At 53.7% G+C, this 14,859-nt stretch carries 12 protein-coding genes, 1 tRNA gene and 1 pseudogene; 2 read left to right on the top strand and 12 right to left on the bottom strand.

Translation table 11 applies throughout. The features are described 5' to 3' along the window. Positions 1 to 2 precede the first annotated feature (2 nt). A complete protein-coding gene (locus JQF37_RS11250; protein WP_204149652.1) occupies positions 3 to 1,544 on the bottom strand; it encodes an OmpA family protein in 1,542 nt (513 codons plus the stop codon). 1,337 nt (positions 1,545 to 2,881) lie between these two features. On the opposite strand from JQF37_RS11250, the gene JQF37_RS11245 reads away from it, so the two are divergent. Next, entirely contained in the window at positions 2,882 to 3,535 is a 654-nt protein-coding gene (locus JQF37_RS11245) for an MmcB family DNA repair protein (protein ID WP_159906142.1), read from the top strand. Positions 3,536 to 3,543: 8 nt separating this feature from the next. On the opposite strand, the gene JQF37_RS11240 is transcribed toward JQF37_RS11245, so the two are convergent. From JQF37_RS11240 to JQF37_RS11230, 3 genes are read right to left on the bottom strand one after another with little or no spacing between them, the layout of a single operon-like run. Next, positions 3,544 to 4,671: a hypothetical protein gene (locus JQF37_RS11240; RefSeq protein WP_159906144.1), complete on the bottom strand. Its 1,128-nt coding sequence runs from the start codon at positions 4,669 to 4,671 to the stop codon at positions 3,544 to 3,546. Between the two features lie 3 nt (positions 4,672 to 4,674). After that, positions 4,675 to 5,169, bottom strand: coding sequence for an ImmA/IrrE family metallo-endopeptidase (locus tag JQF37_RS11235; RefSeq protein ID WP_157225376.1), 495 nt, complete (start codon positions 5,167 to 5,169; stop codon positions 4,675 to 4,677). After that, entirely contained in the window at positions 5,166 to 5,822 is a 657-nt protein-coding gene (locus JQF37_RS11230; protein ID WP_159906146.1) for a hypothetical protein, read from the bottom strand. The genes JQF37_RS11235 and JQF37_RS11230 overlap by 4 nt, the downstream gene beginning before the upstream one ends. Before the next feature lie 689 nt (positions 5,823 to 6,511). Here JQF37_RS11230 and JQF37_RS31350 point away from each other — a divergent pair. Next, positions 6,512 to 6,804, top strand: a pseudogene (locus JQF37_RS31350) (CopG family transcriptional regulator). Here JQF37_RS31350 and JQF37_RS11225 read toward each other — a convergent pair. The 8 genes from JQF37_RS11225 to JQF37_RS11190 form a co-directional block, all read right to left on the bottom strand. After that, on the bottom strand, positions 6,780 to 7,103 hold the full coding sequence (locus JQF37_RS11225) for a hypothetical protein (RefSeq protein WP_159906148.1): 324 nt from the start codon (positions 7,101 to 7,103) through the stop codon (positions 6,780 to 6,782). The pseudogene JQF37_RS31350 and the gene JQF37_RS11225 sit on opposite strands and share 25 nt — an antisense overlap. Next, positions 7,100 to 8,077, bottom strand: a complete 978-nt coding sequence (locus JQF37_RS11220; protein WP_159906150.1) for an integrase domain-containing protein — start codon at positions 8,075 to 8,077, stop codon at positions 7,100 to 7,102. The genes JQF37_RS11225 and JQF37_RS11220 overlap by 4 nt, the downstream gene beginning before the upstream one ends. A 911-nt stretch (positions 8,078 to 8,988) precedes the next feature. After that, on the bottom strand, positions 8,989 to 10,311 hold the full coding sequence (locus JQF37_RS11215; RefSeq protein ID WP_159906154.1) for an integrase arm-type DNA-binding domain-containing protein: 1,323 nt from the start codon (positions 10,309 to 10,311) through the stop codon (positions 8,989 to 8,991). 172 nt (positions 10,312 to 10,483) lie between these two features. Further along, positions 10,484 to 10,559, bottom strand: a tRNA-Thr gene (locus JQF37_RS11210). 130 nt (positions 10,560 to 10,689) lie between these two features. Beyond that, a complete protein-coding gene (locus tag JQF37_RS11205) occupies positions 10,690 to 11,931 on the bottom strand; it encodes a nucleoside deaminase (protein WP_130208504.1) in 1,242 nt (413 codons plus the stop codon). Positions 11,932 to 12,230: 299 nt separating this feature from the next. Beyond that, entirely contained in the window at positions 12,231 to 13,460 is a 1,230-nt protein-coding gene (locus JQF37_RS11200) for a methyltransferase (protein WP_130208506.1), read from the bottom strand. Continuing rightward, positions 13,441 to 14,130 (bottom strand): ABC transporter permease, encoded by a 690-nt coding sequence (locus JQF37_RS11195; RefSeq protein ID WP_130208508.1) that lies wholly within the window; start codon positions 14,128 to 14,130, stop codon positions 13,441 to 13,443. Before JQF37_RS11195 ends, JQF37_RS11200 begins: the two co-directional genes overlap by 20 nt. Next, positions 14,127 to 14,822: an ABC transporter permease gene (locus JQF37_RS11190; protein ID WP_047536288.1), complete on the bottom strand. Its 696-nt coding sequence runs from the start codon at positions 14,820 to 14,822 to the stop codon at positions 14,127 to 14,129. Before JQF37_RS11190 ends, JQF37_RS11195 begins: the two co-directional genes overlap by 4 nt. Between the last annotated feature and the right edge of the window lie 37 nt (positions 14,823 to 14,859).

The following is a 14,859-nucleotide window of genomic DNA, read 5'->3' as shown; positions in this document are numbered from 1 at the left end:
ACTTATCGGCGCTTCGGTGTGAACTGAGCGACGTAAGCGTCACCCTGTTTCGGGTAATAGATTTCGCCAGCGATGGCGCTGCCAGCACGCTTGTCGAAAACGATGTCCATGCAAGTCACTGGGGACTTGGACTGGTCGACGGCAAACACCCGATAAAGAATCTTGTTCTCCCCTTCATAGGTATTAGCGACGGAGAGGTATGGCTGACTCTGATGCTTTTGCGGGGTTGCGTAGTCGGTGATGAATTGCATTTTCGGTGCTTGAGCGACCTTGGCGTCGTCACGCAAAACCGCGATCGGGCCAACGGTGACGGAGTGACCGTTGACCGCAGTTGCCCAGGGCTTGCCAGTCAGGCCGGGGAAGAACTCATTGGTCGCGAACTCGTTCAGCGGCTTGTCATCGGCCAGGTTCTTGACCTGGCCTTCGATACGGGGAAGGTCGGCGACACATGAACTCAAGGGTGCGGTCGCATTGGCGGTGCCAATCAAGGAGAAGGGCGAGCTTTTTGGTGTGATGCCCATGGCCAGGATCGAGCGAGTGTCGGTGACAGCATTACCGCCGAAGTCGACACCTCCGTCACCGCCCAGTGGAACAATGGCTGATTTGGCAGGGGAAACCGTCGTGGAGGCAGGCGCCTGGGCAACCGGTTGTGGCACTTGCACCGCAGGCTGTTGACTCGCCGTCACGACAGGTTTGGCCGGGGTCGATTTAGCCACTGCCGGTTTGGCCTTGGCCACGGGCGCGGTGCCATGGGCCAGGTACTTGGCGTTACTGCGTTCGCTACGGACGCGTTCAACCAGCAATTTCTCGTTGTCGATCTCGACGAATTCGACGCGACGGTTCTCGGTACGACCTTGCTCTGTGTCGTTACTGGCGAGAGGTCGAGACGCCCCGGCGCCCTGATAGTAAATGTCCTGGCGAGCGATACCGGCATCCGCCAGGATCTGGCCCACGGCACGAGCGCGTTGCTCGGACAGTTTCTGATTGAATTCAGCCGCACCGGTAGCATCGGTGTGGCCAACGACCAGAATCTTCTTGAGCGTCTGAGGGGGTTGTTGGGGGGCTGGTTGCTTGTCGGCCAATGCTGCGGCCAGGCGCGTCAGTTTCCGCCTGCCTTCAGTGGTCAGCTCTGCGGAACCAACAGCAAACATTTCGGATGACTGCAGTTGAGCTTCAACACCCACGGACTGCACGTCCGGTTTGGCCGCAGGCTGGGCGACGTTGGCATTCAGCTCGCTGACCTGCATCACCAGGCCTTCTTCTTTTGCGACAGCCTGAAGCTTCTGCACCCGCTCGCGGTACAGCAGCGCGACGCCACACCCGGCGCCTGCGCCGATCAATGCGCCTTTCTTGTAGGCATTGGCGTCGCCTTTGGTTAACGCGACGACTGCAACCCCCAGGACCGCACCCACCGCGCCACCGGCAACGCAGGCGCTTGTCCCGGAAGACTGCCCCATGTACTGATCGACGTGGGCGCAACCACTAAGGCCAACGGCAATCGCGACGGCGAGCGCTGTCGGTCTCAAAACATGATTTAAAAACATCCGAATGCCATCTCCCCATTCCATAGTCCGTCAAGCTGACGGATTTCCTTCGGCCAATGACCGAATGCTCCAGGCCCGAGGGGATCAAGACCCCCTGGGTGTCTTCTGATTGTTTGAAAAAACGCTTTCCAAAGGCCCGATCTCTCGTACCTGCGCAGCAATGTTCGAAAACAGAACGTCAAGGCCGGGCGGCATGCCCGTTGGATTTTTTGATGTGAAGGAAAGCCTTCACCGTCCTGATCCAGGGTCGGTGTGGCTTTACGCTTGTCTGGGGTCTTGCGTGGTATTGCAGACGAACAGCACTAAAGCCGCGCGCATGGGGTGCAGCCGCAAGAAAATGCGTGATGCCTGGGTTGAGGCAGAAGCTCATGGGAAAAATATCCGTATAAGTGCAAGCCCTGAGGGCCGACACATCCATGTCCGTATGCCGCTGTACTCGCGAGAAGGAGTGCAGGGGAACCACCGTGGCAATGATACTGCTGTTTTGCTACGTGGTGGCACTCTGATATGCAGAAAAGCCAATGAGGTTGTGGGCAGAAGCGAGGGGGGGAGCTGGAAGGAGAGGGGGGCAGAAACAAAAAAGCCCCTGCATTTCTGCAGGGGTTTTGTTTTGTGTGGTGCGGCACCAGGAGTCGAACTATACAAAAAATGGTAATTATCTCAGTAGCTTGTGTTCGTGCTGAGCTCCTATTTACCCCTATTTCTATCCTTAAGCAGTTGGTGCTCACTGAATTGCCTTGGATTTTCTACACACCTTGCAAGCTCATTTGGACTGCTCCCCGTATCCTAGATATCTTCAACCCATGCAACCCACGATTTTACTAACTGATAAAACGGCCCATCCCATAATCGTGGCATGTCCGCGCTTTCTGATTGATCTTATTATTTGATTTTCGTTCTAATCGGATTGCGCCCGGTAATAGGGAGCACTTCGTTTGTACGGAGGTAATGCATTGTATGCTAGATAAAGGTATCAATAGGGAGTACGTGTTATTTGGAGTTGGATAGTTGTAATTTTTTGGCTTGAGTTGAATTGGATTTGTATATTGGGGATAACCTGGAAGCGCCATAAATATTATGCGTGTGAGTGAAAGAGTGGTGATGACGTCCACAGTTGCCGGCTTATCTGGATCGGTGCAGAATTCTAGCTTTATATTGATTTCAAGGCAGGTTATACTTAAGTTTCGATATTGTGGATAATTAATATTTTCCAGAACAGTCGGGGAGTACTGAAAATGCCAAGAGTGCTGAAAATATTTTGTTTTCGTGTCTGCTGCAGATATGCTTTATTATTGGGGTGTGTGCGTTGGTTAAATGTATGAAAGCGGTGTTTAAATATGGGTGAGAAAGAGATTAAAACGACGGTTTTAGACAAGCTTTTGAAAACAGGGCAGATTGATTTTTCGTCCCTTGTTTTTAGTGAGATGAACTTGGCAAGAAAAGCTCGCAGGGTAGATCTTGGTTATATTCGGAATCAAGAGATGGTCGCAATTGAAATTAAGAGCGAAAAAGATTCGTTATTTCGATTGGAGGGACAGCTCGAAGAGTACAGAAAATACTTCGATCGCGTCATTGTTGCCGTTGCTGGGAAGTACGTTGAAGGGGTCCTCGCTATCGCTGATGATGATGTGGCGGTTTGGGAGGTAACCTCGGACGGGTTAAAGGTGATTCGCAAGGGGCGGCTGATTAAAAATATATCTAAGCAAAATTACCTTGAGCTTATGACGAAGAGAGAGGTCTCCCTTCTAGCTAGGCGGATCGGCATAATTCCTTCCGACCTTGCAATGTATGAGCTGAAAATGGAAGTCTCAAGTAGGTTGAATAAGATTTCTAAATCTGACGTGAAAGACATACTTCTAGACGGGATTTCTAAGAGATTTAGCATGCCGTCAAATAGGTTCTTGGCTAAGGTCTGTGCTTTCGGCAGCGTCAGACCATCCGATGTGATTTTGTTGAGTCCATATTTGAAACGTGTAGTCGAGGTAGCATGAGAGAGTGGTCAATCCACCCACTCTTCATCGGTGTTAATTATATCCCCAATAGCATTGTAATGAAGCTGGTTGAAAAGATGGATGTTGATGCGAACTGCGGTTGATTTTTGAGCGCTGTAAATTCCGAACTCATTATTTTCAGAGGTTATTTCAATCTGTTGGGTGCCCCAAAGGCGTAGCTCTGGAATCCAATATTCATCACTGATGATTTCCTTTGCAATGTCTATATAGGCAGTCGTGCGTTTGGCTTTGGAGTCTGGCGCGTTATCGTCAACTTCTCGCCTGACGAATTTCCAATCTTTTTTTAATGGGTAATCAATTCTAGGAGGAGGAACTCCCGAACCACCATCTTGTTTCTCTGCACGTGCACTTCCTCTGTCGGAATAAACGACAGGATTGAAGATTCCTTTTTCTGCTATTGTGTTAAACAGAATTCTCTCGTATATAGAGTTCGTTCCTCGATGTTGCCCTGCAAAACCTGAAGGGAAAGAGGACGCGCTTATTGATATCGTAACATTTGCAATCTGGCGTTTTGCTTCTATCATCAGCCTTTCTAAAAGCGGAATCCTCTCGTGGAAATTTACGTCGATCCCACCTAGATCGTAAATAATAAGAACATTTTCCGCTTTAGTAACATTGAGAGCGGTAACCAAGCGTTGATGCTTCTCAATATTTAGCTCGTTTGGACAGATCCTCAAGACTAATCCTCTGTCAAGGGATGACAGCTTGTTAATCTGGCCCTCAATATCTTGTAGGCTTTCATGTCGAAGGCAAGGGATCGCATTTTTTTGGCTTTTTATGAAACTGTACCAATTGTCATAACTGTTACTAGGGTCTAAAAGCTGCACTAATTCTTGATACACGGGTTTTTCTGGATATTTTCCTGTGAACAGGAATACTTTATTTTCGGAAAGAAATTTTTCGTCGATATCTGAGATCCAAGGACGGTTTCCTATGGACTCCTCAATTTTCTTGAGTGAGTTTTCCAGGCGGTGAGCACTAACCCATCCTCTCAGGGAAAAGAGCGGAAGTAATTCATCTTTGTCTTTGTCGGGGAGTTGTGCAATCGCCGTCATTTCAGCAAGACTTATTGCTAAGATCGGTATGTATTCCCAATTTGGAAATGTATCTTGCATAAACTATTTTTTCCCCGTCCTGATTTTTATTGCGGCGAGCGATACTTGGGCGAGCTCAGCGATTTTTTTATATCGATCATCTGGTTTTAGCGCACCATGCATAATTAGCGCTTCTTGGATAAGCGAGGCAGGCATTATAATATCTGCCGCTAATCTATTGGCTTCTCTTTCCAGATCGTCTGAGAGTCTTGAGCGATAAAGTACATCATCTGTGATGCCGCCAGCGAGACGTTCACGATGTAGCAAAAAATGCGCGATTTCATGGGCAATAGTAAATCGTTGCCTTTCTTTAACATCGTGGCGATTAACCTTGATCGTAATAACTCCCTCGGTCTCCCTTATTTCTCCTGAAATTGAACCTGGCATAGTAGATTTAAGGATGGTTAATCCGAGATCCTTGGCGATTGCTCCGACCGCCACTGGCAGATTAGTTTGATGCGAAGATATGACGGTTCTTTGATGATCGCTCAAAGAGTTCCATTCTGGCGAAGTTCTCAATTTGACCGCTCCTCATCTGCAACTTCATCCGGCATTGAAGTATCTCGATATACAATATTTTCCACAGCATTTTGAATTAATCTGTCGAATCGGTTTTCTTCGATTAGCTTAATTATATTCTCTTCTGTTGCTCTCGGAATTTCTTCTTTGGCGACTATTTTTACAGTTTCTTTGGCGGTTTTTCGAGCGTCTTTAATAGCTTCGTTCTTGATATTGCGATACCCAAGTATTGCTAGTATCGCAATAAGTACTCCAAGTACAGTGATGATTACTGACACGGCGGATAATAAAAGCGTTGCCACGTTGTTATCGTCAGGTTTTCTTAATTCTGATACTTCTTTCTCTAGATTTTTTATTTTTTCAGCTTGGAGTTTTACTTCCAGTGCGAGATCTCGTGTGCTGGAATCCGCTTTGGGACTCATCGACTGGACGATCTCCTGAATAAGAAGATAGTCTTTCAGGTTGTTGTGATTTGTCAGACTTAACTCTTCTTGACTTTGTTCTTTTGTTTCGGTGTTGGATGTTTCTGCAAGAGTCTTGATGGCATAAAGACTCATAATTAAAGCCAGAATCATTGTGGCTAACGTTGTTGTTAAGCGTATATGTCTTATATTTAGAGTCGGAGTGCTATTTTCTTGCGCTGAGTTGGGCATACTGTTGTTCATCATGTTGTCGACGCTGCAATGCGCCGGTTTGTTGTTCTCCAACCTTTAATTACTGTATAGGCTGGTGATAAAAGATGGAGTATGCCAGCAGGGGGCACGAAAAAAAGACAAAGCATAGATGAAGGTATTTGTTGTATGCGCGTTAAATCGTGTCGATGTTGAGAGTGCGACGGCGTGGCTTTCTCCATACGCTTTCGTTCTCGGACATCTGATAAAGTCTCTTTCCAAGATTTTATATATTCCATCACTGCACTTTCTCCTTCTACTACCTTGAAGCTTGAAGTGAATAGCCCTACTATCTGCCTATACTTTTATGATGATTGGATGTCTAGTTTTAATATATACTTTCATCTGCTCATTAGTATCAGTGTGCCATTAGGTGGGGCCAATATTCAACCTCCGATGCTATTTAGGGGTGCTCATTCAAATTATTCAAGGGCTTGAGTCTAAACCGATTATCGACTCGGTCATTGATCCGACCACGAATGCTGTGTGTTATCAAGCCTTTAGAGCTCCCAGCGTGGATATACTGACTTGATGCTAGCCACGTCGCCCGGAAAGCTAAATCAGCCTAAAATCGGGAGACGTCGAGAATCACCTCGCGTCAGCCTGCAAATTCAAGTGAGTGTTTGCCGGGTTAAGATGCCCAACAACCGTCCTCCATCGAGACGACCAGGATCGGGATATCCCTGAACCTGTCGGAAGACCTTTCACGCTATCTCGCCGATCTGGCCAAGACGAGTGGCCAAGTGTGAGTTGCTTGGTGGTGGACGTTCTTCACGACGACATCGAGCATGAAAGGACTCAGAACGAATGGGTAGAACTGCGGTGGAGCAGACCGATTAAGGTAAATTCATCCACTGATGAACAACTAGCAGGGATGCGTGCCCCGCTTGGGATGCGGGATGCGGGATGCGGGATGCGGGTTGAGCGGCTGGAAAACTCTCAAGAACCTGGAAGACGAAGATAATTGTGGCGATTAGCGTCCTTCGCCTTATGGTTGAACTGCCATGGCTTTCCTAATCGCTTCGTGAGCAACCGTATCGTCAGCACAAAGTAATAGCGTGATGATTCCGCATGCCCATTCAGGTGGTGATTTAAAAGCCACACGAGGTGCTTCCGCTGCCACATCCACGGATTGTCTCGATGCCAGCGGTCTGCAATTGCATTTTGGATAGCCTTAGCCTGCCGAATATGGCGCTGGCGCGTGGAATGCGACCCGCTCAGGACGCCCGCCAGAAACAGCTCCATTTCGAATGCTTTGCTCATGCTCGGCCTCCGATGTACGCCGACACTATGTCGATACGCCCGTGACCTAGTTCATAGCTGATTTGCGCCCGAGCTTCACGATCCAAACGCTGGTCCAGTTGGTAGCAATGGCCGCCATTGATGGGCGCGGGATGCTGGGTGATCTGCTCATAGCGTTCACACGCATAGGCCGCCCGAAATTCGTGGAAGCCTTTGAGGTGATGGGTCTGCAGGATGCCCCGTGCGAGGCGGACGACTTCCCGCTGAAAGTCTCGATAGCTTTCATTAGGTGCCAGCAGGTTGCGGCTACCGGTGGGCGACACATGCTCGGCGTAGTTCAGTGCTTCGCGAATATGATCATTGGTGACTATCCAGCGAGGTGCTGACGTTCCCGAGCGACCTCCTTTGGTGCCATCCTGAATGTTGATCTTGTCGTAGTGTTCGACCTCCCGTTGAAGACGCGGTAGGTCGGCTAAGATGGCTTCGCGCAGGCGCATCCCTGTGGTGCGTGCCAACTGTGCGATGGCGGCGGCACGAGGATGCTGTTTGCGGAGCGCATCTAGGATGCGCATCACGTGTTCGCGATCCTGGCCTTGTGGAACTCTCGTGCGGATTGTGGTGCGCTGCATTTCCAGCGCCTTGCTCGGACTCGGCACTTTCACGTGCTGATCACCACGAAGCGCTGCCATGGTCCGGTTCACGCTGGATAATCGATTTTGTGCGGTGGCGATAGTGAAGTCGCCGCGCTCGACTAAGTGACGCAGATGCGCCGCGTAATCCGACAAGATCTGGCGATCTATCTGCCGTGCATCGTTGAGTCCTGGTCCATCGTCTGAGCGGCACCAGCGCACGAATGCTTGCCAACGATCACTGTGCGCTTTGACGGTCCCGTAATGCCCTCCGCCGAACATGTCTTTTAACGCCAGCGGCCCGGCATAACTCATTTGCCGACCATAGCCAAAATTGCGCCCGTCACGTTTACCTACCAGTGCCATGATCGAACTCCGCTCAAAGCCAAAACTTTTAAAACCTTCCCCACGTCATCCCGCCAAGAATGCTGAGTGTTATCAGGGATCAAGGCCCCTGCGACCTGTGAGGGTTGTCCACTAACGCGGGACTGGCGGCTCTTTACGACCGGGAGCTTGGGCACCTCATGATCTGGCCTCCTGAACACTTCCAAAGAAGTGGGCGGGTGGAGGCTGCGCCGGTTGACGAGACCGGCGCCGCGAGATCCTGAGTCAGGTGAAGGCAGTGAAGCGATGACCGGGGCATGCCTGACTGTCAGTCAGGTGCAGTCCATTCCGTGGGCTGCGGCACCATCATCTGCATCGCTGTTGCGGGTGACTTCGGTGTTTGTCACGCCGATTGTCACGAGGGGGGATGCCGCAAAGCCTTGTACGAGTTGGGCTGCAGCAGCGGTAGGAGCGCCCGTCTCTTTCCGGGAGAAAGAGACGGGCGCAGGTTGGCGCACGGGAATGGCCAAGCGGATAGGTTGCTGCAGGGCAGCTATGAAAGAGGATGAGTTGCCGCAGTGGGAACACTGGTAAAAGTAGGCATCCATCACATCGCTGTGACCGTGCGAGCCGCCGGACGCTAATCGCACTTTGGGAGAACCACCACCGTGTGGCGTAGCCTTAAAGGTTCTGGCTACCTGGGTTGCTGTCGGCGACAGCGCTTTGCCCGATCTTTTCTACGCCTGTGGATAATTCGGGTCAAGGCTCGAATTTTCGGGAGTTCTGCGGCTGTGGATGAAATTATCCACCGGTGGAAATCAGTGGTTTTCCACAGACAGTTGTGTGGGCTTTAGATTTTTTAAGTGAGGTCCATCCAAGCAGGGCGGCTTTGCAGCCCTGTTTGGATGGACCCGCGTGGACAAGCGGATCACTGAGATATAAAGACCGAGCGCTTACTCAGTTGCGCCACGTTTTGCTTTTAAGCGAGTGACGTTCGGTCCGGTCTGGTTCGCGAATTCGTGTGGAGTGACATGCTCCTGCCGGTTGGCCTCCAGGTACCGGCTCCACCAGTTCATGATCAGCCTGCGCTCCTCGATGAACTCGGCCTTGTGGATGTAAGCGGCGCGGACGTTGTTGCGCTCCTTGTGGCTCATCTGCCGTTCAATGGCTGTCTCCGACCACAATCCTGACTCGATCAGTGCGCTGCAGGCCATCGAACGAAATCCATGCCCGCAGATATCGGTTTTGGTGTCGTATCCCATCGTCCGAAGCGCGTTGTTTACGGTATTTTCGGACATGGGCTTCCAGGGTTTGGCATCCCCTGCGAAGACCAATGCGAATTTGCCTGTGAGTGCGTGGATTTTTTCGAGTAGCGCCACTGCTTGCGGCGATAAGGGTACTAAATGGATATCCCCTGCCATCTTCGTACCCCTTGTGGAAAAGGGTACTCCCTCCAGCGCGGGTCGAGTGTCCGGTATCTCCCAGGTGCCGCGTTTGAGGTCGAACTCGCTCCAGCGTGCGAAACGCAGCTCGCTGGATCGTACAAACACATGCAGCGACAGCATCACCGTAAGACGGGTAAGTGCCCGGCCTTTATAGGTGTCGATCCGCTCCTGCAGTTCCGGCAGTCGCGATAAGGGTAGAGCGGGGCGATGTACCACCCGCGGGGCTTTGATCGAGCCTTCGAGATCGTAAGCAGGGTTTATGGTGATAAGCCGGAGGCGCTTTGCCTCGCGCATGATGCTCTGCAGGTAGTTTTGTACCCTTAAAGCTACGTCGATCGTTCCGCGCTTCTTGATCGCTTCCAAGGGCTGCATAAGGTCATGGGTGTCGAGATCAACAATGGCGCGTGCGCCGATCAGCGGGAATACGTGGGTTTTGAGGCGGCTCATCACTGTCTTGGAATGGCCTGGTGCCCACTTGGCCGACATTTCCGTATGCCAGTCGAGCGCAACGCTTTCAAAGGTTCTGCCTTTGATTACGGCTTCCGCCTTGGCTTGGTGCTTGGTTTCTATAGGATCAAAGCCATCCGCCAGCATTCGCTTGACCTCCAAGCGCTTGCGGCGCGCATCGGCGAGACCAATGACGGGGTAGTTGCCGAACGAAGTCAGTCCTTCCCGTCCGTCAGGTTTGACGTAACGGAGCCGCCAGCCTTTGCGGCCATTGGGTTGGACTAGGAGATAGAGGCCATCGCCGTCGAAAAGCTTGTAGGCGCGGTCTGTAGGTTTTGCCAAGCGGCAAGCTGCGTCGGAGAGCGGAGCTGTGGTGCGCGACATAAGGGTACTCCCTTTTATCGAAGTGACCTGTATCCCAAACTCTACCCTTAAAACGGTTGGAATCCACCAGTTTCTGACGGAAACCGATGGAACCCCAAAACGAAAAAACCCGCCAGAAGGCGGGTTTTTCGGGGGTTCCAGAGATTTTGAAAGCCTTCTCTGGAACCTTGTATGGTGCCGGCACCAGGAATCGAACCCGGGACCTACTGATTACAAGTCAGTTGCTCTACCATCTGAGCTATACCGGCGTGTCAGGGCGACGATTATAGCGATTGGATTGGTTCTGTAAACCCCTGAATTCTGACTATTTTTGCTTTTGTGTCAGTCCGGCCCTGCGGACTCTTGCGCAGGGCCGGGCGGCGGGATTGCCTGGAGGGGTCAAACGCTGTTTTTGACGGCGTTGATCAGGTCTTGGCTCAGCACTTGCGCGGGCGCTACTTGCACGCTTTGGGTGTAGAACGGCGGCAGGTTCTGGGCCAGTGTCGACAACGCTTGAGCCGTGGTGTTGCCCGGTAATAGCACGTATTGCAGATTGGACGGATAGCTCTGGGGCACGGGGCCTTCCATGGTCGAGCCGTATGCGCCGAAGGTCATCACTGTCTGCGGGGTGGTGGGGTCGGGGGCATACAGTAAGACGAAGGTGCCGTACTTCGGATGGGTCAGGTATTGCTCGGCCTGTGCGCGAACGGCCGGATCCGGGTCATTCATCAGGGTCCAGCGCATGACCGCGTAGTTGCGGGTCGTTTCCATGAACGCTGTACGAATCGGCGACTGATTCTCAAGGCCTCCCAGGCATACCAGCAAATTGCCGAACGGGTCGATGAGCGCCACTGAATTGAACACCGGACTTTGCTGCGCGGTTTTGACCAGTGCGGGGGCGAGTTCTGCGCCGGGGTCGCGCGGGTTCGCCGATTGCACGGTCAGCGCAAATGGACTGAGTGCAGTGAGTGCCTGGCGCACTTTGCTGTTGGCGGGAAGTGTGGACGGATTTTTCAGCTGATCTGGCGGCAAACCGCTGTTGTTGCTGGCCTCGCGCACCGTGTTGACGCTGGCGGAGAAGATCGAGCTGGTGAGGAAATACGCGGCCGAGTCGATGGACTGGCCACCGAACACGGGGCGGGTTGACCCCTGATAGGCCCGGCTGACAGGCGCTGCAATCGCGTAGTAACCCCAGGTGTTCTGCGCTTGCTGGCGAATGTGCGGTGGTAGCGACGGAAACGTGAATTGGCTGTTGTAGTTGATGCCCGCGTAGTCATCGATCGCACTGACGGCAACGTTGAATCCTGCGGTCAGTAGCGAGCCGGCGCACATGGCGCAGGGGTCCAGCGTAGTCACGATAGTCAGTTGATTGGGAGGGGGCAGCTGCAGTGGCGAGGCGTTTTCGTAATACCAGTCCACCAGTTGTCGTTCGCCGTGGGCGGTAGGGTCGTGGGGCAGGAAGTAAGTCGTGCCACCGCCGGGAAACGGCATTAATACGTTGTTGTGCAGCGCAGCAATCACTTGTCCTGTTGCGTTGTTGATGAGGGCGCCACCCACCGCAAAGGTTTGCTGCAATGCAGCTTCAATGGCCTGGTTGGCAACGGCGTCTACGGCTTCCTGCGCATTGTTCAGTGTGCTCATGGTTTCTCAGCTCCTTGCTTCCTGATCGCCAGACAATTCTGACGCTGGGCAAAGATAGTTGAGGTTTTAAGCGTCGTTTATGTTCTTTTGATTTAACGCTTATGCACAACGTGGTTGTCGGCGCACGCAATCGTGCGTGAATTTGTGGACTCGTTCTCATCTGGTCCGCAAATCACTGTTTTTCAGGTTTTTTATCCGGGTGTACGAAATCTGAACAGTAGCGTTTCACCCCTGAAACAGCTGTAAATGTTGGATCCACGATATTTTCATCAACAGAGTTATCCACAGGCTGCACAGCCTTAAGGGCGCTCTGCCAACAGCAGGAAATTACGCGGCGTCAGCGGGGTTTCGCAGAAGGTGCCGAGGCGAACGGTGTAGCCCTGATCGAGCAGGAAAAGCGCCCGATCGAGTACCAGCCAAAGCTCCAGTGGGCGTCGGAAAAGGCCACGCAGCAGCTCAAGATTGCGCACTTGCGCCAGGCGCTGCCAACCGCTGGCTTCCAGTACCACCCAATTTTGCTGGCCGACTGTGGATAAGTCTTTGAGTCGGGCCAGATGCTGGCAGTACTCGGCGAAGGGGCTGTCCAGCCAGGCGCTGGGCAGGGAAGGCGTTGGCAGGTACTCGTTCACGCCACGCACCTGGCGTTGCAGCAGGTCGAAGGCCAGTCGCCGGGCCATGGAGGTGTCGCGCTGACGGCGGACGCGCGCACCTGCGGTAACGGTTTCGCTCATCGGCAGTGCGAGATCGTCGATGGAGAGCTGTAGATCGGAGTTCCTGGCGGCCGAAGATATCGGTGAGTACCGGGGAAGATTGATTCGGTTATAGCAGCAAGGCGCGATGGCGATTTGTTTGCAGCCCGCTGCGCTGGCCAGATGGATCAGTTGCACGTGCAGATCACCACAGGCATGCAGGGCTACCGGTGTGTGATCAGCGCTCAATAACGTGGCGGTATCCGCCGCGAGCACATCCTGCTGGACATGCAGCGCACGCAGTTGATGACGTTGGCTGAGTGCCTGGCCGCTGGCAACCAGCGCCGGGTCGTATTCCAGGCAGGTCAGTTGTTGACCGGTTTGCAGCAACCGTCGGCCCAGGTGCCCTTTGCCCGAGCACCAGTCCAGCCAGTGCCTTGGCGCCTTTGCAAACTGCAATCGACTGGCGAAGGCTTCGATCTGTTGCCACTTGCGTCCCGGTACATCCACGTTCAGTCGATGACCCGCAGCCTCCAGTGCATGCGCCGGCAACTCACCCACTGCAGCCAATTCAAGGGACAGCGCCGCCAATGAAGCAAAAGGCTCTGGCGCGTCCAGCAGGGCAGGTTGGTTGTGGGCGTTTTCTGCGTCTTCCAGTGATCGGCCACGTAGCCAGTTGGCCAATTCGGGGTAGGCCGTTTCCCAGGGAAGCTGCAGATGGGTGAACGGTCGAGGCTTCCATAGCGCCTGATGCTGTGTCAGAAACGCATCCAGCGCGGTGAAGCGGGCGAGCAGGGCCTCGCCCGTCAACACCCGGGAATCAACGCCCTTGGCAGGCATCGACGCGCAACCAGCGCTCCAGCAGCTTGAAGCCACGCACCAGTACGTAAGCCATCACCAGGTAGAACATGCCGGCGGCGAAGAAGATCTCCACCGGCAGGTAGGTGCGGGCAATGATGGTGCGGGCCATGCCGGTCAGCTCCAGCAAGGTCACGGTGCTGGCCAGGGCGCTGGCCTTGAGCATCAGGATCACTTCGTTGCTGTAGGCCGGCAGGCCGATGCGCGCGGCACGGGGCAGGATGATGTAGATCAGCGCCTTGGCCTTGGACATGCCCAGGGCTCGCGCCGCTTCGATTTCGCCCGGTGGAATCGCCTGGATCGCGCCGCGCAGGATCTCGGCGATGTAGGCGGCGGTGTGCAGGGTCATGGTCGCGGTGGCGCACCAGAACGGATCGCGCAGGTAGGGCCACATCGAGCTGTTGCGGATCACGTCGAACTGCGCCAGGCCGTAATAGACGAGGAACAGTTGAACCAGCAACGGCGTGCCACGGAAAAAGAAGATGTAGCCGTAGGGAAAGGCCCGCACCCACCACAGGCGCGATGAACGAGCGATGCCCAGGGGAATCGCCAGCAGCAGGCCGGCGATCACGGCGATGGCCACCAGCTCCAGGGTCAGGGTTGCGCCCTGGGCCAGTTTCGGCAGCCACTTGATGATGATTTCCCAGTTCATTGGGCGCTCCTCGCGAAGCCGCGAGCGGCGCGTTTTTCCAGGAAGTGCATGCCGGTCATGGCCAGGATGGTCAGACTCAGGTACATGAACGCGGCGACCATATAGAAGGTGAACGGTTGCTTGGACACGGTCACGCCGATTTGCGCGTGACGCATGATTTCTTCCAGGCCGATCACTGACACCAGTGCGGTGTCCTTCATCAGGATCATGAACAGGTTGCCCAGGCCGGGCAGGGCGATGCGCCACATCTGCGGCATGATCAATTTTGTGAAGATGCGCCATTTCGACAGGCCCAGGGCTACACCGGCTTCACGATGGCCTTTGGGAATGGCGAGGATCGCACCGCGAAACACTTCCGTGGCGTAGGCGCCGAAGCACAGGCCCAGGGCGATGACGCCAGCGGCGAAGGCATTGAGTTCCAGGTCGGGGTTGCCGAAGAACTCGCCCAGGGCGCGCATCAGGTTGACGGTGCCGAAGTAGATCAGCAGGACCCAGAGCAATTCCGGGATACCGCGAACCAGGGTCGAATATGTGCCGCCAAGCCATTGCAGCGGCTTGTACGGGGAAGTCTTGGCCAAGGCGCCGAGCAGACCGAGTACCAGTCCCAGGCACAGGGCCGAGAGCGCCAGTTTCACAGTCATCAGCGCGCCGGCGGCGAGCGCCGGGCCGAATCCGTAGAGGTCGATAATCATGGATTTCTTTTCAAATCGCGGCAGGCAAGGCCGGGGA

Source organism: Pseudomonas sp. MIL9 (assembly GCF_016887925.1).
GTDB classification, from domain to species: Bacteria; Pseudomonadota; Gammaproteobacteria; order Pseudomonadales; family Pseudomonadaceae; genus Aquipseudomonas; species Aquipseudomonas mohnii.
This window is presented reverse-complemented; position numbering and strand designations above follow the sequence as displayed.

Excerpts from the sequence above, each read along its gene's own strand:
- JQF37_RS11220 (WP_159906150.1), bottom strand. The coding sequence starts at position 8,077 with ATGGCACTGGTAGGTAAACGTGACGGGCGCAATTTTGGCTATGGTCGG.
- JQF37_RS11225 (WP_159906148.1), bottom strand. The coding sequence starts at position 7,103 with ATGAGCAAAGCATTCGAAATGGAGCTGTTTCTGGCGGGCGTCCTGAGC.
- JQF37_RS11250 (WP_204149652.1), bottom strand. The coding sequence starts at position 1,544 with ATGTTTTTAAATCATGTTTTGAGACCGACAGCGCTCGCCGTCGCGATT.
- JQF37_RS11240 (WP_159906144.1), bottom strand. The coding sequence starts at position 4,671 with ATGCAAGATACATTTCCAAATTGGGAATACATACCGATCTTAGCAATA.
- JQF37_RS11200 (WP_130208506.1), bottom strand. The coding sequence starts at position 13,460 with ATGCCTGCCAAGGGCGTTGATTCCCGGGTGTTGACGGGCGAGGCCCTG.
- JQF37_RS11230 (WP_159906146.1), bottom strand. The coding sequence starts at position 5,822 with ATGCCCAACTCAGCGCAAGAAAATAGCACTCCGACTCTAAATATAAGA.
- JQF37_RS11190 (WP_047536288.1), bottom strand. The coding sequence starts at position 14,822 with ATGATTATCGACCTCTACGGATTCGGCCCGGCGCTCGCCGCCGGCGCG.
- JQF37_RS11195 (WP_130208508.1), bottom strand. The coding sequence starts at position 14,130 with ATGAACTGGGAAATCATCATCAAGTGGCTGCCGAAACTGGCCCAGGGC.
- JQF37_RS11205 (WP_130208504.1), bottom strand. The coding sequence starts at position 11,931 with ATGAGCACACTGAACAATGCGCAGGAAGCCGTAGACGCCGTTGCCAAC.
- JQF37_RS11245 (WP_159906142.1), top strand. The coding sequence starts at position 2,882 with ATGGGTGAGAAAGAGATTAAAACGACGGTTTTAGACAAGCTTTTGAAA.
- JQF37_RS11215 (WP_159906154.1), bottom strand. The coding sequence starts at position 10,311 with ATGTCGCGCACCACAGCTCCGCTCTCCGACGCAGCTTGCCGCTTGGCA.